Origin of the sequence: Burkholderia sp. LK4 (genome assembly GCF_001043615.1) — a bacterium.
Classification (GTDB): Bacteria; Pseudomonadota; Gammaproteobacteria; order Burkholderiales; family Burkholderiaceae; genus Burkholderia; species Burkholderia cepacia.
In genome coordinates this window covers 21696-42216 of record NZ_LDUL01000052.1, presented here as the reverse complement: position 1 = coordinate 42216, position 20521 = coordinate 21696, and the positions used below count along the sequence as shown (strand labels likewise).

At 67.1% G+C, this 20521-nt stretch carries 25 protein-coding genes; 5 read left to right on the top strand and 20 right to left on the bottom strand.

Annotation, left to right across the window (positions count from 1 at the left end):
- Nucleotides 1-73: 73 nt before the first annotated feature.
- Entirely contained in the window at nucleotides 74-889 is an 816-nt protein-coding gene (locus VK92_RS25740; protein WP_048025688.1) for a MetQ/NlpA family ABC transporter substrate-binding protein, read from the bottom strand.
- A 204-nt stretch (nucleotides 890-1093) separates the two neighbouring features.
- Nucleotides 1094-2731: a methyl-accepting chemotaxis protein gene (locus VK92_RS25735; protein WP_048025704.1), complete on the bottom strand. Its 1638-nt coding sequence runs from the start codon at nucleotides 2729-2731 to the stop codon at nucleotides 1094-1096.
- A gap of 225 nt (nucleotides 2732-2956) precedes the next feature.
- On the opposite strand from VK92_RS25735, the gene VK92_RS25730 reads away from it, so the two are divergent.
- A complete protein-coding gene (locus tag VK92_RS25730; protein ID WP_021163754.1) occupies nucleotides 2957-3247 on the top strand; it encodes a YciI family protein in 291 nt (96 codons plus the stop codon).
- 144 nt (nucleotides 3248-3391) lie between these two features.
- On the opposite strand, the gene VK92_RS25725 is transcribed toward VK92_RS25730, so the two are convergent.
- The 5 genes from VK92_RS25725 to VK92_RS25705 are packed head-to-tail and all read right to left on the bottom strand — an operon-like array spanning nucleotide 3392 to nucleotide 7473.
- Nucleotides 3392-4009: an SCO family protein gene (locus VK92_RS25725; RefSeq protein ID WP_042978155.1), complete on the bottom strand. Its 618-nt coding sequence runs from the start codon at nucleotides 4007-4009 to the stop codon at nucleotides 3392-3394.
- 18 nt (nucleotides 4010-4027) lie between these two features.
- Nucleotides 4028-4930 (bottom strand): heme o synthase, encoded by a 903-nt coding sequence (gene cyoE, locus VK92_RS25720; protein ID WP_006477738.1) that lies wholly within the window; start codon nucleotides 4928-4930, stop codon nucleotides 4028-4030.
- An 8-nt stretch (nucleotides 4931-4938) separates the two neighbouring features.
- The gene (locus VK92_RS25715; protein WP_021163752.1) at nucleotides 4939-6051 is read right to left on the bottom strand and encodes a COX15/CtaA family protein; all 1113 of its coding nucleotides are present in this window, start codon (nucleotides 6049-6051) and stop codon (nucleotides 4939-4941) included.
- Between the two features lie 24 nt (nucleotides 6052-6075).
- Nucleotides 6076-6702, bottom strand: coding sequence for an SCO family protein (locus VK92_RS25710; protein WP_048025689.1), 627 nt, complete (start codon nucleotides 6700-6702; stop codon nucleotides 6076-6078).
- Between the two features lie 60 nt (nucleotides 6703-6762).
- A complete protein-coding gene (locus tag VK92_RS25705) occupies nucleotides 6763-7473 on the bottom strand; it encodes an SURF1 family protein (RefSeq protein ID WP_048025705.1) in 711 nt (236 codons plus the stop codon).
- 84 nt (nucleotides 7474-7557) lie between these two features.
- Between VK92_RS25705 and VK92_RS25700 the strand changes: the two genes are divergently transcribed.
- Nucleotides 7558-7767 (top strand): twin transmembrane helix small protein, encoded by a 210-nt coding sequence (locus VK92_RS25700; RefSeq protein ID WP_011353273.1) that lies wholly within the window; start codon nucleotides 7558-7560, stop codon nucleotides 7765-7767.
- A gap of 174 nt (nucleotides 7768-7941) precedes the next feature.
- Here VK92_RS25700 and VK92_RS25695 read toward each other — a convergent pair whose 3' ends face one another.
- The 8 genes from VK92_RS25695 to VK92_RS25660 form a co-directional block, all read right to left on the bottom strand.
- Nucleotides 7942-8799 (bottom strand): cytochrome c oxidase subunit 3, encoded by an 858-nt coding sequence (locus VK92_RS25695; RefSeq protein WP_021163749.1) that lies wholly within the window; start codon nucleotides 8797-8799, stop codon nucleotides 7942-7944.
- A gap of 152 nt (nucleotides 8800-8951) precedes the next feature.
- Nucleotides 8952-9152: a DUF2970 domain-containing protein gene (locus VK92_RS25690; protein ID WP_021163748.1), complete on the bottom strand. Its 201-nt coding sequence runs from the start codon at nucleotides 9150-9152 to the stop codon at nucleotides 8952-8954.
- A 16-nt stretch (nucleotides 9153-9168) separates the two neighbouring features.
- Nucleotides 9169-9777, bottom strand: a complete 609-nt coding sequence (locus VK92_RS25685) for a cytochrome c oxidase assembly protein (protein ID WP_048025690.1) — start codon at nucleotides 9775-9777, stop codon at nucleotides 9169-9171.
- Between the two features lie 35 nt (nucleotides 9778-9812).
- The gene (locus VK92_RS42030) at nucleotides 9813-9953 is read right to left on the bottom strand and encodes a cytochrome oxidase small assembly protein (RefSeq protein ID WP_027789063.1); all 141 of its coding nucleotides are present in this window, start codon (nucleotides 9951-9953) and stop codon (nucleotides 9813-9815) included.
- A gap of 80 nt (nucleotides 9954-10033) precedes the next feature.
- Entirely contained in the window at nucleotides 10034-11641 is a 1608-nt protein-coding gene (gene ctaD, locus VK92_RS25675; protein ID WP_021163746.1) for a cytochrome c oxidase subunit I, read from the bottom strand.
- Nucleotides 11642-11684: 43 nt separating this feature from the next.
- Entirely contained in the window at nucleotides 11685-13283 is a 1599-nt protein-coding gene (gene coxB, locus VK92_RS25670) for a cytochrome c oxidase subunit II (RefSeq protein ID WP_048025691.1), read from the bottom strand.
- Nucleotides 13284-13340: 57 nt separating this feature from the next.
- Complete coding sequence (locus VK92_RS25665) at nucleotides 13341-13865, bottom strand: DUF2244 domain-containing protein (protein ID WP_021163744.1); 525 nt, start codon at nucleotides 13863-13865, stop codon at nucleotides 13341-13343.
- A gap of 195 nt (nucleotides 13866-14060) precedes the next feature.
- Entirely contained in the window at nucleotides 14061-15026 is a 966-nt protein-coding gene (locus VK92_RS25660; protein WP_027789060.1) for a methyltransferase domain-containing protein, read from the bottom strand.
- Between the two features lie 81 nt (nucleotides 15027-15107).
- Here VK92_RS25660 and VK92_RS25655 point away from each other — a divergent pair, with 81 nt between their 5' ends.
- Nucleotides 15108-15911 (top strand): ComF family protein, encoded by an 804-nt coding sequence (locus tag VK92_RS25655; RefSeq protein ID WP_048025692.1) that lies wholly within the window; start codon nucleotides 15108-15110, stop codon nucleotides 15909-15911.
- Nucleotides 15912-16016: 105 nt separating this feature from the next.
- Nucleotides 16017-16487, top strand: a complete 471-nt coding sequence (trmL, locus tag VK92_RS25650; protein WP_048025693.1) for a tRNA (uridine(34)/cytosine(34)/5-carboxymethylaminomethyluridine(34)-2'-O)-methyltransferase TrmL — start codon at nucleotides 16017-16019, stop codon at nucleotides 16485-16487.
- Between the two features lie 33 nt (nucleotides 16488-16520).
- Here the strand turns inward: trmL and VK92_RS25645 are convergent, their stop codons facing one another.
- The 5 genes from VK92_RS25645 to VK92_RS25625 all read right to left on the bottom strand — a co-directional run bounded on the left by VK92_RS25645 (nucleotide 16521) and on the right by VK92_RS25625 (nucleotide 19447).
- Nucleotides 16521-17045 (bottom strand): O-acetyl-ADP-ribose deacetylase, encoded by a 525-nt coding sequence (locus tag VK92_RS25645; protein ID WP_048025694.1) that lies wholly within the window; start codon nucleotides 17043-17045, stop codon nucleotides 16521-16523.
- A gap of 105 nt (nucleotides 17046-17150) precedes the next feature.
- Nucleotides 17151-18149, bottom strand: coding sequence for an NAD(P)H-dependent glycerol-3-phosphate dehydrogenase (locus VK92_RS25640; protein WP_027789057.1), 999 nt, complete (start codon nucleotides 18147-18149; stop codon nucleotides 17151-17153).
- A 28-nt stretch (nucleotides 18150-18177) separates the two neighbouring features.
- The gene (gene secB / locus VK92_RS25635; protein ID WP_011353285.1) at nucleotides 18178-18660 is read right to left on the bottom strand and encodes a protein-export chaperone SecB; all 483 of its coding nucleotides are present in this window, start codon (nucleotides 18658-18660) and stop codon (nucleotides 18178-18180) included.
- A 107-nt stretch (nucleotides 18661-18767) separates the two neighbouring features.
- A complete protein-coding gene (grxC, locus tag VK92_RS25630; RefSeq protein WP_021164237.1) occupies nucleotides 18768-19028 on the bottom strand; it encodes a glutaredoxin 3 in 261 nt (86 codons plus the stop codon).
- Nucleotides 19025-19447: a rhodanese-like domain-containing protein gene (locus VK92_RS25625; RefSeq protein ID WP_021164238.1), complete on the bottom strand. Its 423-nt coding sequence runs from the start codon at nucleotides 19445-19447 to the stop codon at nucleotides 19025-19027. The genes grxC and VK92_RS25625 overlap by 4 nt, the downstream gene beginning before the upstream one ends.
- Before the next feature lie 136 nt (nucleotides 19448-19583).
- Between VK92_RS25625 and gpmA the strand changes: the two genes are divergently transcribed.
- The gene (gene gpmA / locus VK92_RS25620; RefSeq protein ID WP_021164239.1) at nucleotides 19584-20330 is read left to right on the top strand and encodes a 2,3-diphosphoglycerate-dependent phosphoglycerate mutase; all 747 of its coding nucleotides are present in this window, start codon (nucleotides 19584-19586) and stop codon (nucleotides 20328-20330) included.
- Nucleotides 20331-20521 lie beyond the last annotated feature (191 nt).

Here is a 20521-nt window from a genome sequence, read left to right as displayed (position 1 = left end):
CCGGCCGCGCCAATGAAAAAGGGCCTGCGCGATGCAGGCCCTTTCGTTCAGCTGTCCGGCCGGTGTGCGACGTTCAGAACGACGCGACCATCGAGCCCTTGAACTGCTTCTTGATGAATTCGCGCACTTCCGGCGACTGGTACGCCTTGACCAGCTTCTTCACCCACGGCTGGTCCTTGTCCTTCGCGCGCACGGCGATCAGGTTCGCGTACGGGCTCGTCAGCGATTCGAGCGCGATCGCGTCCTTGGTCGGCTGCAGGTTCGCGGCGAGCGCGTAGTTCGTGTTGATCACGGCCGCGTCGACGTCCGACAGCACGCGCGGCAGTTGCGCGGCGTCGAGTTCGGAGATCTTCAGCTTCTTCGGGTTCTCGGCGATGTCGAGCACCGTCGCGTTGTTGCCGCCCGTGCCGGCGCCCGCCTTCAGCTTGATCACGCCTTGCGTCTGCAGCAGCAGCAGCGCGCGGTTCTCGTTCGACGGATCGTTCGGCACCGCGAGCTTCGCGCCTTGCGGCAGGTCCTTCAGCGTCTTGAACTTCTTCGAGTACACGCCGATCGGCGAGATGTAGGTCAGGCCCGCGCTGACGATCTTGTAGCCGCGTTGCTTCACCTGGCTGTCGAGGTAGGGCTGGTGCTGGAAGCTGTTCGCGTCGAGGTCGCCCGAATCGAGCGCCGCGTTCGGCTGCACGTAGTCGTTGAACTCGATGACCTTCACGTTCAGGCCTTCCTTCTCCTTCGCGACCTTCTGCACGAGCTGCCACACTTCCGCATCCGGGCCGGCCACCGTGCCGACCTTGATCACCTTGTCTTCGGCGTGCGCGCCTGCCGACAGCGTCAGCGCTGCGCCGGTGGCCAGCACGGAAAATACCTTCAGGAGACTGCGACGCTTCATCTGTTTCTCGCTTTCTTGCTTACTGGAAATAGGGCGCGATACGGGTAAGCCCCGACTCGCAGGAAGGGGCAAATGGTGTCACAGGATCGGCGGGAAGTGAAATACATCCCGCTCATATGGGTATGCACCGCAGCGGTGCCGGCGGAAGCTGCGCGACTCGGCCGTTAGTTGCGTTCTAGCGACGTGCGCGTCAGCCGGTGCGCGTCACGCCGCCGCCGCATGGTCGGCCGCCTTCGTGCCGAATGCAGGCTCGCCCGTCTGCCCGCCGGCCCGGCGCGGCGACAGGCCGTCTGCATTGACGACCCGGAACGCGCCGACCGCATCGCGCAGCCGCGCGGCCTGTTCCTGCAGCGACGCGGCGGCCGCCGCCGCTTCCTCGACGAGCGCCGCGTTCTGCTGCGTCACCTGATCCATCTGCGTGACCGCGCGCCCGACCTGCGTGATGCCGCTCGCCTGTTCCTCGGACGCGGCCGCGATCTCGCCCATGATGTCGGTCACGCGCGCGACGGCCTGCAGGATCTCGCCCATCGTCGTGCCGGCCTGGCCGACCAGCGTCGAGCCGTTGCGCACGCGCTCGACCGAGTCGACGATCAGCTCGCGGATCTCCTTCGCGGCCGTCGCGCTGCGCTGCGCGAGCGAGCGCACTTCGCCCGCGACCACCGCGAAGCCGCGGCCCTGCTCGCCCGCGCGCGCGGCTTCGACCGCCGCGTTCAGCGCGAGGATGTTGGTCTGGAACGCGATGCCCTCGATCACGCCGATGATGTCGGCGATCTTGCGCGAGCTGTCGTCGATCTCGCCCATCGTGCCGATCACGCGGTTCACGACGTCGCTCCCCGTGCGCGCGATCTCCGATGCGTTGTTCGCGAGCCCGCTCGCCTGTCGCGCGTTGTCGGCGTTCTGCTTCACCGTCGCGGTCAGCTGCTCCATGCTCGCGGCGGTTTCCTCCAGCGACGCGGCCTGCTCCTCGGTGCGCTGCGACAGGTCGTCGTTGCCGGCGGAGATCTGGCGGCTCGCCGACGCGATCGATCCGGCCGACTGGCGAATCCCGCCGATCGTCGCCTGCAGGCGGGCCTGCATGTCGTGCATCGCGGCCATCATGCTCGTACGGTCGCCCGCGCGCACGGGCACCGGCTGCGTCAGGTCGCCCTGCGCGATGCGCGCCGCGAGCGCGGCCGCTTCGTCGGGCTCGCCGCCGAGGCTGCCGCGCACGTTGCGGATGATCACCAGCATCGCCGCGCTGATCACGAAGCCGATCACGAACACGACCGCGAGGTGGCCGAGCAGCGTCCGGTAATAGATGGTGTCGATGTCCTTCAGGAAGACGCCGCTCGAGATGTTCCAGTCCCACGGCGTGAAGCGCGTGACGTAGCTGATCTTCGGCACGGCGGTTTCGCTGTGCGGCAGGCGCCCGCGGTACTCGGCGAAGCCGCTGCCGGTTTCCTTCGCGGCGTTCAGGATCGTGACGAACAGCGGCTTGCCGTCCGGGTCGAGATAGTCGCCGACCTGCGTGCCGACCAGCTTCGGCAGCGTCGGATGCATCAGCACGACCGGCTTCGAATCCATCACGAACACGTAGCCCGAATCGCCATAGCGCATCGCGGCCAGGCTCGCGAGCGCGTCGCGCTTCGCGTCGGCCTCGGGCAACGTGCCGCCCTGCGCGAGTGCGTGATACGCCTTCACGATGCCGGCCGCCGAGTCGACGAGATTCGCGATGCCTGCCTTGCGTTCGGCGAGCATCGTCGCGCGCGTCTCGTATGCGCTCCATGCGCCGACGCCCAGCAGACCGATCCATACCAGCGCAAGCGCGAGCCACAGCTTGCGGTTCAAACTCATTCTGCTCATCTGCGTGCCTTTGTCGATGTCGATGCGCACGCTGCGCGCGAACGGCCCGCCCCGCGCAAACGCTTGCCTTTTTATTTACGGCACCGAGGCTTACAACTTGAATACGCGCGGGTGCGGCAAACCGCCGGTCGGTCGGCCGCCCGCAGCGCGACAGCCCGCATCCGCTGTGCTAAAAAGACCGGCTGGCCGGCACACGAGGAGCCGGCACCATTCCGGGGGCCATCCATGTACGTCATCGACATCCACTACACCGCATCGCTCGAACATATCGACGATGCGCTCGAACGCCATCGCGCGTTCCTGCAGCCGCAGTTCGACAAGGGCATCTTCATCGCGGCCGGGCCGAAGGTGCCGCGCGAAGGCGGCGTGATCCTCGCGGCCCGCATCGATCGCGACGAGCTGGACGCGATCCTGAAGACCGATCCGTTCGTCACCGAGGGGCTTGCCACGTATCGCGTGACGGAATTCCGGATCACGCGTGCCGCATCCGGCTTCAACGTACCCGCGCTGCCGTAACGCGACATGCGACGCGTGCGCGATGCGCGCGCGCCGACACGCCGCCCGACGGGCGGCGCATGCGAACAACGAGGAGAGAACCAGGGTGATAGCGCGTGACGGCCGTCACGCGCAACGCCGGGCCGGGCGCCCGGCGGCGGCCGGTCAGTCGACCAGCAGCTTCAGGTCGTGGACCCACGGGCCGGGGCCCTGGCCGTCACGCACGAACAGGCGCAGCTTGCCGTCGCGGTCGAACACGTAGCTCGCGGCGGTGTGATCCATCGTGTAGCTGCCGGGCGTCTTGCCGGGCACCTTCGCGTAGTACACGCGGAAATCCTTCGTGACCTTCTTCAGCGCGGCTTCGTCGGCCGGCCGCAGGCCGATGAACGACGGATCGAACGCGGGCACGTACTGGCCGAGCAGCGCCGGCGTGTCACGCTCCGGGTCGACGGTGACGAACAGCACCTGCACGCGTTTCGCGGCATCGGGCCCGAGCTGCTTCAACGCTTCGGACAGCTCGGCCATCGTCGTCGGGCACACGTCCGGGCAGTGTGTATAACCGAAGAACATCACGACGGCCTTGCCCTTGAAATCGCCGAGCGTGCGCACCTTGCCGGCCGTATCGGGCAGCGAGAAGTCGCTGCCGAACTGCGTGTTGCCGGTGATGTCGAGATTCTGGAATTTCGGCGCGTTGTCGCATCCGGCGAGCAGCAGCGCTGCCGTGAATGCGCATGCGAGCATCCAGCCTTGGCGCGCGCGGCGCCCGAACCGTGATTGGAGCATTGCGTTCAAACCGTGCGGTTACACGCCGAGCAGCGGGCGTGCATAGTGATCGACGAGCAGCGCGGCAAACAGCAGCGACAGGTAGACGATCGAGTAGCGGAAGGCCTTGCGGGCGAGTTCGTCCGAATAGTCGCGATGGATCTTCCACGCATACGCGAGGAACACCGCGCCGAGCAGCACCGCGCTCGTCAGGTAGACGGCCCCGCTCATCCCGGAGATGAACGGCATCAGCGTGACCGCGAACAGGATCACCGTGTACAGCAGGATGTGCAGCCGCGTGAACTTCTCGCCGTGCGTGACGGGCAGCATCGGCAGCCCCGCGTTTTCGTAGTCCTTGCGGCGATACAGCGCGAGCACCCAGAAATGCGGCGGCGTCCACACGAAGATGATCAGCACGAGGATCCACGCGTCGCCCGGCACCGCGCCGGTGACCGCGGCCCACCCGAGCGCCGGCGGCATCGCGCCCGACGCGCCGCCGATCACGATGTTCTGCGGCGTCATCGGCTTGAGCAGCAGCGTGTAGATCACCGCATAACCGACGAAGGTGGCGATCGTCAGCCACATCGTCAGCGGGTTCGTGAACGTGTAGAGCGTCCATGCGCCGACGCTGCCGAGCACGGCCGAGAACAGCAGGATCTGCGGCGTCGTGATCTCGCCGCGCGCGGACGGGCGCCACGCGGTACGGCGCATCATCGCGTCGATCTTCTGTTCGACGAGGCAGTTGATCGCGAACGCCGCGCCGGCCAGCAGCCAGATGCCGACCGTACCGCCGATCAGCACGTGCCACGGCACCATGCCCGGCGTCGCGAGGAACATGCCGATCACCGCGCAGAACACCGCGAGCTGCGTGACACGCGGCTTCGTCAGCGCCATGTACTGGGAAAAGCGGCTACCGGGCGATTGGGAGAGGGTGCTTTGCATGGGGGCGGTCACGCCGGGGCGGCGTCGCGCGCAGGCTGCGCGACACGGCCGGGGCGGCTTGAAAGGATGCGAAAGTTTAACATGACGACGAGCAGCAGCAGGATCGCGGCCCCGCCGTTGTGCGCGACGGCGACCGGCAGCGGCCACTGCAGCACGATGTTGGTCAGGCCCGTCACGAACTGCAGCAGGACGACCAGCAGCACGCCGTTCGCGGGCCGCCGCAGCGATTCGAAGCGGCGCATCTTCAGCGCGAACGCGACCAGATACGCGACCACGACGAATGCGAACGTGCGGTGCGTCCAGTGGATCGCGACCAGCGCGTCCTGCGTGATCGCGTCGCCGTCCTTCGTCATTCCGAGCGCGCGCCACAGGTGGAAGCCGTGCTGGAAGTCCATCGGCGGAATCCACTGGCCGTTGCAGGTCGGGAAGTCGGTGCATGCGAGCACCGCGTAGTTGGTGCTCACCCAGCCGCCGAGCGCGATCTGCACGACCAGCAGCACGAGCGCCGCGAGCGCGGCCGCGCGATAGCGGCCGGCTTCCGGATCGTACGACGGCAGCGGCGTCTGCCGCGCCGCAAGCCACCCGAGCGTGCCGAGCAGCGTCAGGCCGAGCAGCAGGTGGATCGTGACGATCACCGGCTGCAGCTTCATCGTGACCGTCCATGCGCCGAACGCGCCCTGCACGAGGATCAGCAGCAGCAGGCTCGTCGGCCACCACGGCGACACGTGCAGCGGGCGGCGGCGCAGCCTCGCGGACCACGCGATCACGACCTGCGCGATGATCAGCACGCCGATCGCCATTGCGAAATAGCGGTGGATCATCTCGATCCACGCCTTCGTCATGCTGACGGGGCCTGTCGGCATCGCCTGGTGCGCGGCCGTGATCGCGGCATGCGCGATGAACGGCGACGACGTGCCGTAGCAGCCCGGCCAGTCAGGGCAGCCGAGCCCCGAGTCGGTCAGCCGCGTGAAGCCGCCGAACATCACGAGGTCGAGCGTCAGGAAGGTGGTGATCCACACCAGCTTGCGAAACTTGTTGTCGTCGGCCTTCACCCACACGTACGACAGCGGCAGCAGCGCGATGCACAGGCCGATCAGGCCGAGTTGCAGTAGATACGACATCGGTTCTTTGCCTCTCGTCTTGCCTTAGCCGATGCTCGACCACTTCAGCAGCTTCGTCACGTCCGACTTGATCTTGCTGGGGTTCGGATCCTTCGGGAAACGCATCATCAGGTTGCCGTTCGGGTCGACCAAGTAGAGGTGGTCGCTGTCCTTCGTGCCGGCATCGGCCGGCAGCCATGCGGCCACCGCGGCCGGATCGGCGACGAGCCGGCGCGTGTCGGGGTACGCGTCGAGCACCTTCTGCGGCATCGCGCCCGCATCGCTGCGCAGCCACACCATCGTGATCCGGTGCCGCTCGCCTGCCTGCGTGACGCGGATCTGGCGCATGAAATAGAGCTTCTGCGCGCATGCGTCGTCACACGCGCTGCGGTCGGTCATCACGAACAGCCACACGCCGCGCAGCGACGACAGCGGCACGGTCTTGCCGGTTTCGTCGGTCACCTGCAGATCCGCGGGGATCGGACGCTGCGGCTCGATCAGCGTGCCGTAGTTCGTCGAGCCGCCCTTCGGCTTGATCACGTAATAGGTGAAGTACGACGCGATCATCGGTGCCGCGCACACGAGACCCAGCAGCACGAGCATCCAGCGGCCGCGCTTGCGGGCCGCCGGCAACATCGGCGCAGCGGCCGAACCCTGACGGGAAGATTGCATGGACAAATCAGACCTCTCGAAACGAACCCGCGGCGCCGGCGCCGCGTCCTGGCATGGCGCTCACGCGCCGGCCGACTTCTTCGCCGCACGCCGCGCGGCATACAGGCCGAAGCCGAGCGCGGCCGCCGCCATCGCCCACCACTGAAACATGTAACCGTAATTGCGCTCGACGCCGGTCGTCGCCGCCGGCCAGTCGCGCACGAGCTTGTCGCCGTCGTCGCTCGTCTGCTGGATCACGAACGGCTGCAGCGGCAGCCCGGTTTCCTTCGCATACGCGGCGACGTCCAGGTTCTGCCGGATCTTCTGGTGCGCCGCCGACCCGCCTTCGCCGAGCTCGAACGCACGCGACGCGTCGGCACGCGCGATGCCCACGATCTCGACGTCGCCCGTCGGCGTCGCGAACGGCTCGATCGCCGTGCGATCGGCGATATTGCGCGGCAGCCAGCCGCGGTTCACGAGCACGACGCCGCCGCCCGTGAGTTTAAACGGCATCACGACGTAAAAACCCGGCTGGTCGTTATACGGCCGATTGTCGAGGAACACCGCCTGTTCAGGCAGGAAACGGCCCTTCGCCCGCACGCGGTGAAACTCGATCGACGCGAGCGGCATCGGCTGCGCGCCGACGTCGATGGGCGCCGCCTGCTCGTAGCGCTCGATGCTCGCCTGCAGCGCTTCCTTCTGGTGCGCGCGGTCGCGCTGCCAGAAACCGAGACGGATCGTGACCGCGACGACGACGAGAATCAGCAGCGCAGGCAGCCAGCGAATCTTCATCATGCGGCCCGCCCGGCATGTGCCGGAATGCGAAGTGCGATAATTATCCTCTTCCTTCCGAATTGCCGTCGTCCGGTTCGTGTCATGCACATACTCGTTCCCATCGCCTTCGTCCTCATCATTGCCAGCATGGGCTCGGCGCTCTACTTCATGATGCACGACCGCGGCCACACGAAACGCATGGTCTGGTCGCTCGCCACCCGCGTCGGGCTGTCGGTCTCGCTGTTCCTGCTCATCCTGATCGCAAACTGGATGGGCTGGATCCATTCGACCGGCCTGCCGATCGGGCGTTGATGCCGTTGCCGTGGCTGCCGCTGTGACATTTCGCCGCACGGCCGCGCCACCAAGCAAAAGCGCCGCCTGACTGAGTCGCGGCGGCGCCAGGGTGGTGTCGCTCGCAGCCTCGCTGCCGCGCCCACGACACCAATGAAAACAGCCCGCGCATTGCTGCGCGGGCCGTTTTTCCATTTACAGCCAGTAGACGACGACGTACAGGCCGAGCCAGACGACGTCGACGAAGTGCCAGTACCACGCGGCGCCTTCGAATGCGAAGTGATGATCGGGCTTGAAGTGGCCGCGGATCATCCGCACCAGCACCACCGCGAGCATCGTGCCGCCGAGGAACACGTGGAAACCGTGGAAGCCCGTCAGCAGGAAGAACGTCGAACCGTACACGCCCGAGTTCAGCGTCAGGTTCAGTTCGTTGTACGCGTGGTAGTACTCGAAGCCCTGCAGGAACAGGAAGCAGATACCGAACACGAGCGTCGCGGCCAGCCATGCGATCGCCTTCTTGCGATGGTCGTCACGCAGCGCGTGGTGCGAGATCGTCAGCGTCACGCCCGACGACAGCAGGAACGCGGTGTTCAGCGTCGGGATCGGCCACGGGCCCATCGTCTTGAAGTGACCTGCGAGTGCTGCCGGGCCTTCGTTCGGCCACACGGCGGAGAAATCCGGCCAGATCAGCTTGTAGTCGAGGCTGCCGAGCTGGTGCAGCGCGATTTCACGTGCATAGAACAGCGCGCCGAAGAACGCGCCGAAGAACATGACTTCCGAGAAGATGAACCAGCTCATGCTCCAGCGGTACGACTTGTCGACGTTCTTGCCGTAATGACCGCCTTCCGACTCGGCGATCGCGTCGCCGAACCAGTGATACAGCGTGAAGAGCAACCACAGCAGGCCGAGCAGTGCCGTAAACGGCGCCCAGTCGTGACCGTTGATCCACAGCGCCGCCGATCCGAGCATGACCAGCAGGCCGGTGGCCGCACTGATCGGATGGTGCGACGGATGCGGCACGAAATAGTACGGGGTCTGGTTTTGACCGCTCATGCTTGATTCTCCACTTCTGTCCAATTTGTGTACCGGAAACCGCTCCGGCTTTATTTCTTGCGCGGCGTGACCGCCACCGCTCTTTCCTGCACGCGGCGCCGTGGCGCCGCGCACTGCATTCTTTCGTGGCCGTGGGCCGCTAGCCGCGCACCTCAGCCCACGACGGCACGCACGATCAGGATCAGCACGCCGATGAACACACCGGCCGCCAGCAACGCGACAATCAGCACGTGCAGCGGATTCAGCTGCGTCGCGTCGGCCTCCAGGTCGCGCCGCTTGCGCACCCCGAAGAACGACCACAGCACGGCCTTCAGCGCCTGACCGAACGACCCGCCCCGCTTGACCTCCGTCATCGCCCCGCCTCCGTCGTCATGCGTCCGGCTTCGCCGCGCCCTGCGCCGCGGTCTTGCCCGGCGCCGGCGCCGGCGTGGCCGGCGTATTCAGCTCGAAGAACGTGTAAGACAGCGTGATCGTCTTCACGTCCTTCGGCAGTTTCGGATCGATCACGAACACCACCGGCATCTTGCGCGATTCGTTCGCGGCCAGCGTCTGCTGCGTAAAGCAAAAGCACTCGATCTTCTTGAAGAACTCCGTCGCCTGCTTCGGCGCGTAGCTCGGAATCGCCTGTGCAACGACCGGCCTGCCCCGCCCGTTCGTTACGTCGTACACGATCGTCGTCAGCTCACCCGGATGCACGTCGAGGCTGTTGTGCTCCGGTTTAAAACCGAGCGGGCCGCGCGCATTCGCGTCGAACTCGACCGACACCGTGCGGCTGGTGTCGACCTGCGAATTCTTCACCTCGCGCTCGCTCACATCGCGCTGCACCAGGTTGTTGATGCCGGTGATCTGGCAGATCGCCCGGTACATCGGGATCAGCGCGAAGCCGAAACCGAACATCAGCCCGGCCACGACGAAGAGCTTCACCAGCATCGAACGATTGAACGCGCGATCGACGGCGCCCTCTTCCGGCTTCGACATACGACAACTTCCTCGCTACTGCGTCTGTTGCTGCATCAGTGAGTGGACAGCCACCACTGCTTGATCACGACACCCACAAAAAAAACGGCGGCGATGACGAGCAGGATGAGGCCGAGCCGCTTGTTGCCCGCGCGGATCTGCTCGGGCGTTCGTCTTTGTTGTGGATTCCGGTTCATCTGAAACTTCGCTGACATTTCAATTCCGCGCCCGCCGCGCCTGCCTGCGCGGCAGGCAACGGCGGAGCGCAGGGTGAAACTTATTCGACGTGCGGCGGTTGCTCGAACGTATGGAAGGGAGCCGGGCTCGGCACCGTCCACTCGAGGCCCGTCGCGCCGTCCCACGGCTTGTCCGACGCCTTTTCCAGCTCGCCGCCGCCACGGTAGGCCGGCAGCGCGACCGCGAACAGGAAGTACACCTGCGCGAGGCCGAAGCCGAATGCGCCGATCGTCGCGACCTGGTTGAAGTCCGTGAACTGCGCCGGGTAGTCCGCATAACGACGCGGCATGCCGGCGAGACCGACGAAGTGCATCGGGAAGAACGTCAGGTTGAAGAAGATCATCGACGCCCAGAAGTGGATCTTGCCGCGCGTCTCGTTGTACATCCAGCCCGTCCACTTCGGCGCCCAGTAGTACCAGCCCGAGAACAGCGCGAACAGCGAGCCCGCCACCAGCACGTAGTGGAAGTGCGCCACCACGAAGTAGGTGCCGTGATACTGGATGTCGAGCGGCGCCATCGCAAGCATCAGGCCCGTGAGGCCGCCGAACGTGAACACGAACAGGAAGCCGATCGCGAACAGCATCGGGGTTTCGAAGGTCATCGAGCCGCGCCACATCGTCGCGAGCCAGTTGAACACCTTCACGCCCGTCGGCACCGCGATCAGCATCGTCGCGTACATGAAGAACAGCTGGCCGGTGACCGGCATGCCCGTTGCGAACATGTGGTGCGCCCAGACCATGAACGACAGGATCGCGATCGAAGCCGTCGCGTACACCATCGAGCTATAGCCGAACAGCGTCTTGCGTGCGAACGCCGGGATCACCTGCGACACGATCCCGAACGCCGGCAGAATCATGATGTACACCTCGGGGTGGCCGAAGAACCAGAAGATGTGCTGGTACATCACCGGGTCGCCGCCGCCTGCCGCGTTGAAGAACGACGTGCCGAAGTGACGGTCGAACAGCACCATCGTGATCGCGCCCGCCAGAACCGGCATCACCGCGATCAGCAGGTACGCCGTGATCAGCCACGTCCATGCGAACATCGGCATCTTCATCAGCGTCATGCCCGGTGCGCGCATGTTCAGGATCGTCACGACGATGTTGATCCCGCCCATGATCGACGACGCACCCATGATGTGCACCGCGAAGATCGCGAAGTCCATGCCCGGGCCCATCTGCGTCGACAGCGGCGCGTACAGCGTCCAGCCGGCGGCCGTCGCGCCGCCCGGCGCGAAGAACGAACCGACCAGCAGCACGGCAGCGACCGGCAGCAGCCAGAAGCTGAAGTTGTTCATCCGCGCGAACGCCATGTCGGATGCGCCGATCTGCAGCGGAATCATCCAGTTCGCGAAGCCGACGAACGCCGGCATGATCGCGCCGAACACCATGATCAGGCCGTGCATCGTCGTGAGTTCGTTGAAGAACTCCGGACGCATGATCTGCAGGCCCGGCTCGAACAGCTCGGCCCGGATGCCGAGGGCCATCACGCCGCCCGACAGGAACATGATGAACGAGAACAGCAGGTACAGCGTACCGATGTCCTTGTGGTTGGTGGCGAACAGCCAGCGCCGCCAGCCGTGCGGCATTTCGTGCGCGTGGTCGTCGTGCGCGTGGTCCGCGGCTACGTCGTGCCCGATGCTAGACATGAGAATCTCCTAATGCGAATACGTCGACTAACTCAGCGACACGTCAAGCCGCCGGCCCGATCTCGACACGCCGGGCTTCCTTCGCGTCCGCCCCGCCCGTGATCGTTTCCGGCTTTTTGAGAATAATGTGGTCTTCCGCCACGCCTGCTGCCTTCAGCGCGTCGCGCACGGCTTGCGCGCGATGCTTCGCCAGTTCGGCGTTCGCGTCGGCCGAGCCCGTCTTGTCGGTGAAGCCCGACAGCGCGAGCTTCGCGTCCGGATGTGCCTTCGCATAGTCGGCCGCGGCGGCGATCGCCGCTTTCGCGTCGGCCGGCAGCACGCTCTTGCCCGTTTCGAAGTAGATCGTCGACAGCGCGGCCGATGCCGCTGCCGCCGCCGGCTGTTCAGCGGCGCCCGACGCGGCTTGCGCCGGTGCCGAAGCCGCTTCTGCCGGTGCCGCTGCCGCGCCCGCCGCGTCTTCCGGCATCTTGCCGTTACGCGCGTCGGCCACTTGCTTCGGCTGCAGCAGGTCGTTCTTGTGGTTGCCCCACGAGTTGCGTTCGTACGTGACGACCGAAGCGATGTCGAGATCCGACAGCGACGCCCACGACGGCATCGCGCCCTTGCCGTGCAGCACGCGCTCGACGTGGCCGGCGATCGGGCCGTTCACGATCGGGCTGCCGTCCATGGCCGGGAATGCGCCGAGGCCCTTGCCGCTCACCTGGTGGCAGGCCGCGCAGTTCGCCTTGTAGACTTCCTCGCCGTGCGCGACGAGTTCGGCCATCGTGTAGACCTTGTTCGGATCGACTGCGGCGCCGGCCAGCTTGGCCTTCTGCGCGGTGACCCACTTCGCGTAGTCGTCGTCCGACAGGACTTCGACGACGACCGGCATGTACGCGTGTTCCTTGCCGCACAGCTCGGTACAGAAACCGCGGAACGTACCGACCTTGTCGGCCTTGAACCACGTGTCGCGCACGAAGCCGGGGATCGCATCCTGCTTCACGCCGAACGCGGGCACGTACCACGAGTGGACGACGTCGTTCGCGGTCGTGATGATGCGGATCTTCTTGTTGACCGGCACGACGAGCGGGTTGTCGACTTCCTGCAGGTAGGTGTCGGTGATCGGCTTCTTGCCCATCACTTCGTCACGCGGGGTGGACAGCGTCGACAGGAAGCCGATGCCCTCGCCCGGGCCCTTCACGTAGTCGTAGCCCCACTTCCACTGGTAGCCGGTGACCTTGATCGTGAGATCGGCGTTGGTCGTGTCCTTCATCGCGACGACGGCCTTCGTCGCCGGCAGCGCCATCAGCACGACGATGACGAACGGCACGATCGTCCAGATGATCTCGACGGTCGTGCTTTCATGGAAATTGGCGGCCTTGTGGCCCTTGGATTTGCGGTGCGCGAAGATCGAATAGAACATCACACCGAACACGCCGACGAAGATCACCGTACACAGGATCAGCATCATCGTGTGGAGATCGTAGAGCTCCTCGGCGATTTTCGTGACCGGCGGCTGAAAGTTGATCTCGTTGACGCGGGGGCCGCCCGGGCTATCACCGACCGCCAGGGCGGCACCGGCAAAGAGCAATCCGCTGCATGCCAGCACGCCCGTGAGGGCTCGCTTGATTGTTTTCATAGCATCCTTACCCAAAATTTCCATTCAAACCCTCCCCCGTCGCAAGCCCCCGGCCCGTTTCCGGCCAGTGCCCGCGCCTCGTCAGCCGCAGCGCCTGAGCGATGCACGCAGTTCGTCGGCGAACTGCGCACGCTTGTACTGCGCGAGATGCTGCCCGATTACGACGGTCTGCCCGCGCGATACCAGCCGAATCGGATCGCGTGGCGTCGCACCCGGCTCGACCCGCACCCAGCGCGGGTTGAATTCGATCTGCGTGAGCCGCTCCGCATCCATCCGCTCGATCACGAGCCGGTGCGGATACAGCCTGATGCGTTCGTAATCGACCGCATGGCGAGCATAGATCGCAAATGCGACACCCACCGCCAGCAACTCGATTCCGGTGAAGGGCATGACGAGCCAGGCCCCCCGCCACATCAGCAATGTCGCGATCACCAGCGAGAAGCCCGCGAGCGACGCGTAAAACAGCACGAACTGGCGCGGCGACGCCGAACAATTGCGTTTCATCAGCCAGTCTTCGAGGACCGGCTCGCCGTTCGTCGTCTCCGCCAAAACCCTCGCTGCTTCCATCGCCGCCTCACGCGAATGGCATGCGATGCATGCCTGCATCGGACTCGTCGCCCCGTATTGCGGGGACCCCGGGACGACAAGCTGACGCATTATAGGCGGGTTCAATGGCATCCACAAGCAAGCGGCTATCGCCCCGCAAGCCAAGCGCGACAAGCTTTCCGGCCATTTCAGGCGCCAATTCGACCCCGCTTTGCGCCGCTAATTTCAGACATAACAAAACCCCTCTTTACCGCTCTACCGATTCTTCGGACGCCCCTTTCCGATGTCCTCGATGCGCACGATCCCGTGCCCCTCGGCAGTCGTGCGCGGCACGGCCTTCCACGCATGGCCGTAGATCACTTCGAACGTCAGGGCGATCGTGCCGTCCGCGCGCCGGCGCGCCTCCAGCGCGTCGCCGAGCGCCGCGCGAAAGCGCCGGGTCGCGCGCTGCGGCGCCTCGCGCTCGAACGGATAGGCGCCCCAGCGGCGCACGTCGGCCAGCAGGGAATCGGGGGTCTTGTAGGTGACGGTCAGCACTTCCTGATCCATCACGGGAATCTCGAAGCCGCTCTCGACGAGCATGTCGCCGAGGTCGTGCATGTCGACGAAATCGATCACGCGCGCGGCGGGCGGCGCGATGCCGAGCGCCGCTTCCGCATCCGCGCAGGCCGCGCGCAGTTCGCGCAGCGTGTCGGGGCCGAGCGTGCTGAACATCAGCAGCCCGTTCACGCGCAGCACGCGCTGCCATTCGGGCAGCACCGTGTCCGGACGCGAATGCCAGTGGAGCGCGAGATTCGACCAGATCAGGTCGAACGCGCCGCCCGGGAACGGCAGCGCGGCGAAGTCGGCCTGGGCGACGCGGGGGCCGCGCTGGCCGAGCGCACGGCCGAGCGAGGCCGGCAGCCAGCGGCGCCAGCTCGTCTGCTCGACCTCGCGCTGACCGGCTCGCGCGAGCATCGCGCCGGACAGGTCGACGCCGAATACGGGTGCCTCCGGAAAGCGCGCGCGCAGCGCCGGCAGGTCGTCCCCCGGGCCGCAGCCCGCGTCCAGCACCGCCGCGGGGCTGACCTTGATGTATTCGAGGCGCTCGTTCATCCGCTGCGCGATCTCGCGCGGCAGGAACGCGACCGCGTCGAACGTGGCGGCGCGGCGGTCGAAGATCCGCCGCAGGCGCCTTGCGTCATTGGCCGGACGGCCGGTTGAAGTCGAAGCTGGGGACATGTCGGGCACACTGGCGAAGAGCCCGAAGTATACTCGCTCGCCCAGCAGGCTTCATTGAGGCGGGGTGTCAGGAGTGTTGCGATGATCCGCAGTTCCGCCCGGCGCACGATGCGCGTCGCTTTGTCGCAGGTTCGCGCGCTGGCCGCGCGCGTCGCCGCGGTCGCGCTGCCGAATCGCTGCGCACTGTGCGGCAATTTGTCACACACGATGATTTGCGTCTCCTGCGACGCCGCGTACTGGAACGAAGCGCGGCTGCGCTGCGGCGTCTGCGCGATACCGCTGGGCATCGGGCAACCGCGTTCGCACCGGCCTCGCGGCGCTCGCGCCGGCGCCGGCAGCGCGGCCGCGTACCGTTGCGACGCGTGCCGTGCGGCACCGCCTCCGTTCGATGCGACGCTCGCGCTGGCGGATTACCGCACGCCGCTCGACGGGCTCGCGCGCGGCCTGAAGTTTCACCGGCAACTCGCGCTCGGCACCGAGTTCGCGGCACGGCTCGCTCGGCTGATCGACGATACGCCCGGCGCCGGCGGCTTCGACCTGTTGGCGCCGGTGCCGCTGTCACACCGGCGGCTCGTCGCGCGCGGCTACAACCAGGCGTGGGCGATCGCGCGCCCGCTCGCGCGGCGGCTCGGGGTGCGCGCGGATGCGGCGCTGCTCGCGCGCATCGCCGACACCGCGCCGCAGTCGCGGCTCGACCGGCACGCACGGCGCGACAACGTGATCGCGGCATTCGCAGTGGCGGGCGGCGTCGCCGGCCGCCACGTTGCGCTCGTCGACGACGTGATGACGTCCGGCGCGACGCTCGCGGCCGCCGCGCACGCACTGAAGGCGGCGGGTGCCGCACGCGTGACGAATCTGGTTGCGCTGCGCACCGCCAGGGATTAATTAGATAGAGAGGCCGACCGACCGGACACGGCGGCGGCCGTCACGAACCGGCCGGCCGGGAACGCGCGCGTAGCGCCGCCCCGGCCGGCCCAGCCAAACCGGAACATGTTCAACGTCGTCCTCGTCGCCCCCGAAATCCCGCCGAACACCGGCAACGTGATCCGCCTGTGCGCCAACACGGGCGCGCACCTGCACCTGATCGAGCCGCTCGGCTTCCCGCTCGACGACGCGCGGATGCGCCGTGCGGGCCTCGACTATCACGAGTATGCGCAGATGCGCGTACACCGCGACTGGGACGCGTTCATCGCGGCGGAAACGCCCGATCCGGCGCGAATGTTCGCGTTCACGACACGCGGCTCGGGCCGCTTCCACGATCATGCATTCCTGCCCGGCGACTGGTTCGTGTTCGGCTCGGAGACGCGCGGCCTGCCCGCCGAACTGCTCGAGCGCTTCCCGAACGAACAGCGCGTGCGCCTGCCGATGCGGCCGGACAACCGCAGCCTGAACCTGTCGAACACGGTCGCGGTGGTCGTGTTCGAGGCGTGGCGCCAGGCCGGGTTCGAAGGCGGCGCATGACCCGGGACGGCGCCTCCCGCCCCGCGGAAGGCGTCACATCCGCGTGAGCCGCGCGCGGTACAGGTCGTAGATGTCGGGGGAAAAGCACGCGAACACCACGCGCGCGAGGTTCGGCGCCTGCGGCAACATTTCGGCGACGGTGCCCACGGCGATGTCGACGGCTTCTTCGGCCGGATAACGATAGATTCCGCAGCTGATCGCCGGGAACGCGATCGACGTCGCCGCGACCTCCTCGGCCAGCTCGATCGCGCGGCGGTAGCACGACGCGAGCAGGTCGGCCTCGCCGCGCCCGCCGCCATGCCACACGGGCCCGACCGCATGGATCACGTAACGCGCCGGCAGCCCGTGGCCGCGCGTGAGCCTGGCGTCGCCCGTGTCGCAGCCGCCGAGCGTGCGGCACTCGGCGAGCAGGCCGGGGCCGGCCGCGCGGTGGATCGCGCCGTCGACGCCGCCCCCGCCGAGCAGCGAGCCGTTCGCGGCGTTGACGATCGCGTCGACATCGAGCGTCGTGATGTCGACGACCTGCGCATCGAGCGTGGTGGAATGGATCTGCAGCATGACAACCTCCCGGAACGCCGGAGACTGTTCAAGCGTAGCGCGCTTTGACGCCGCGCGCCCGCGGCGAACACGGCGCCAGGCGGCGCCCGGCCGCGCCCGGCCGCGCTATTCGGCGCGCGCGTCGCGCCGCAGCAGGCCGCTGACGGCGTCGCGCGGCGCGATGCCGTCGAACAGCACGCCGCACACGGCTTCGGTGATCGGCATTTCGATCGACTGCGCCCGCGCGATGGCCAGCACGGCCTGCGCACAGCGCACGCCTTCGGCCACGTGGCCGAGCGCGCCGAGGATGTCGTTCAGCGTGCGGCCGGCCGCCAGTTGCAGGCCGACCGTGCGGTTGCGCGACAGGTCGCCCGTTGCGGTGAGGATCAGGTCGCCGAGGCCGGTCAGGCCCGTGAAGGTTTCCGCACGGCCGCCGAGCGCGACGCCCAGCCGCGACATTTCGGCGAGGCCGCGCGTGATCAGCGCGGCACGCGCGTTCAGCCCGAGGCCGAGGCCGTCGGCGATACCGGTCGCGATCGCGAGCACGTTCTTCACCGCGCCGCCGACCTCGACGCCGACCACGTCGTCACCCGTATAGATCCGCATCGCGCCGTGATGGAACGCAGCGAGCGTGCGCTCGCGGCATTCGGCGGACGTGCTCGCCACCGTCAGCGCGACGGGCAGCGACTGCCCGACCTCGCGTGCGAAGCTCGGCCCCGACAGCACGCCGTTGCTGTGCTGTTCGGGCAGCTCGGCCGCGATCACCTGGTGCGGCAGCAGATGCGTATCGGCCTCGAAGCCCTTGCAGACCCAGACGATGTGCGCGGGCACGCAGCCCGCAGCGCGCATCGCGTGACACAGCGTGCGCAGCCCGGCCACCGGCGCGGCGATCACGCACAGAGCGTCGTCCGCGGCGCCGTGCGCGAGCGCGGCGCCGAGATCGGCGTCGTAGCGCAACGCGTCAGGCAGCGCGATGCCGTCCAGATAGCGGGAATTTTCGTGCCGGGCCTGCAGCCCGGCGATGAGCGCGGCATCGCGCGCCCACAGAAGCGTATCGTGCCGCGCGGCCAGATGGCCCGCGAGCGCGGTGCCCCAGGCACCGGCGCCGAGAACGGCTACTTTCATACCCAGCACCGGTCCTCCGAGCAAAACGTCAGTTCAGCGTCGTGCCGTTCGGCGCGCCTGCTGCGGCGCCGGCCTGCTGCTGAAGCTGCGCGAGACGCTGTTCGTACAGCGCCTGGAAGTTGATTTCCGCCAGGTGGATCGGCGGGAAGCCCGCGCGCGTGATCGCGTCGGCGATGTTCGAACGCAGGTACGGGAACAGGATCGTCGGGCACGCGATGCCGACGAGCGGGTCGAGCTGTTCGTCCGGAATGTTGCGGATGTCGAAAATGCCGGCCTGCTTCGCTTCGATCAGGAACGCGACCTTGTCCTTCACCTTCGCGGTGACGGTGCCCGACACGACGACTTCGAATACGCTTTCCGCGAGGCGGTCGGCTTTCACGTCGACTTCGACTTCAACCGACGGCATGTCCTGCTCGAGGAAGATCGCCGGCGAATTCGGCTGCTCGAGCGACATATCCTTCAGGTAGACGCGCTGGATGTTGAAGAACGGTTGGTTTTCGACGTCGGACATGGTGTTTCCCTAAAAGTGGTGACGGGGCGGCCCGGCTTCGCGCCGGCCGCCACGGATGAATCCTGCGCGCCCAAGCCGCGGCGCGGCCGGCGGCCATTCTGCCCTAATCAGGCCGCTTGCAGAAGCGGAACGAGCCCGCCTTCGCGGTCGAGCTTCGACAGATCGTCGTAGCCGCCGACGTGCGTGTCGCCGATATAGATCTGCGGCACCGTGCGGCGCCCCGTGCGCGACATCATTTCGTCGCGGCGGGCCGGATCGCGGTCGATCAGCACCTTCTCGATCTGCTCGACACCGCGCAGCTTCAGCAGGCGCTCGGCCTGGATGCAATACGGACACACCTGCGTGCTGTACATCAAAACCTTGTTCACTTCGCCACTCCTTGTTTGACGACCGGCATCCCGGCCTGCTGCCAGGCAGCCACGCCGCCCTCGAGCACGTGCACCTCGGCGTAGCCCGCCGCCTCGACCTCGCGCGCCGCCTTCTGCGACTGCTGGCCGTTCTGGCAGACGAGCAGCACCGGCGTGCTCTTGTTCTTCGCGACCTGCGCGATCTTCGCGCCGATCTCGCCCGCCGCGACCTGACGGGCCGACGGCAGGTGGCCGGCCGCGAAGTCGGACGCGGCGCGCACGTCGATCACGACCGCGTTGCGGCGGTTGATGAGTTGTGTCGCCTCTGCGGCCGACAGGCCGCCGCGACCGCGGCGCAGCGCGGGCCAGGCCAGCAGGCCGCCGGATACCACCAGGATCGCGATAAGGGCCAGGTTGGTGTAATCGGTAAAGAACGTCACGGAATTCCGCCGGAAAAAGAGAAATCGGATGAGGACAATCCCGCCATTATAAAATAACCGTCTTGCGCGATGGCGGGCCCCGGTCGGGTCCCGTACGACGCGCCCCGCTTCCCTATCACTACCGACCGCAAGATCCATGTACAAACTCGTTCTCATCCGCCACGGCGAATCGACGTGGAACAAGGAAAACCGCTTCACCGGCTGGGTCGACGTCGACCTGACCGAACAGGGTCGCAACGAGGCCTACCAGGCCGGCGAATTGCTCAAGGAGGCCGGCTACACGTTCGACATCGCGTACACGTCGGTACTCAAGCGCGCGATCCGCACGCTGTGGCACGTGCAGGACCGGATGGACCTGATGTACCTGCCGGTCGTCCACTCGTGGCGCCTGAACGAGCGCCACTACGGCGCGCTGTCGGGCCTGAACAAGGCGGAAACGGCGGCGAAGTTCGGCGACGACCAGGTGCTCGTGTGGCGCCGCAGCTACGACACGCCGCCGCCCGCGCTCGAGCCGACCGACGAACGCGCGCCGTTCAACGACCCGCGCTACGCGAAGGTGCCGCGCGAGCAGCTGCCGCTCACCGAGTGCCTGAAGGACACGGTCGCGCGCGTGCTGCCGCTGTGGAACGAGTCGATCGCCCCGGCGGTCCGCGCCGGCAAGCAGGTGCTGATCGCCGCGCACGGCAACTCGCTGCGCGCGCTGATCAAGTACCTCGACGGCATCTCGGACAGCGACATCGTCGGCCTGAACATCCCGAACGGCGTGCCGCTCGTGTATGAACTCGACGAGAACCTGAAGCCGATCAAGCACTATTACCTCGGCGATCAGGACGCGATCGCGCAGGCGCAGGCCGCCGTCGCGAAGCAGGGCAAGGCGGGCTGACGCCCGTCGGCCGGGCGAACCGGGCGGGCGGCGTCCGCTGCGGCCCGTCCGGCCCCGCCCCAGGCCCTTGTCGCGAGCGCCGCGCGAACCTTCGCGGCCCCGGCGCTGTCGAAACCGCTTTCGAACCCGCAGCGCATCCGGCGGCGCCCCGCCGGGCCGGCTCCGGGCCTGTTCGACGCTTTTCGCGCCGT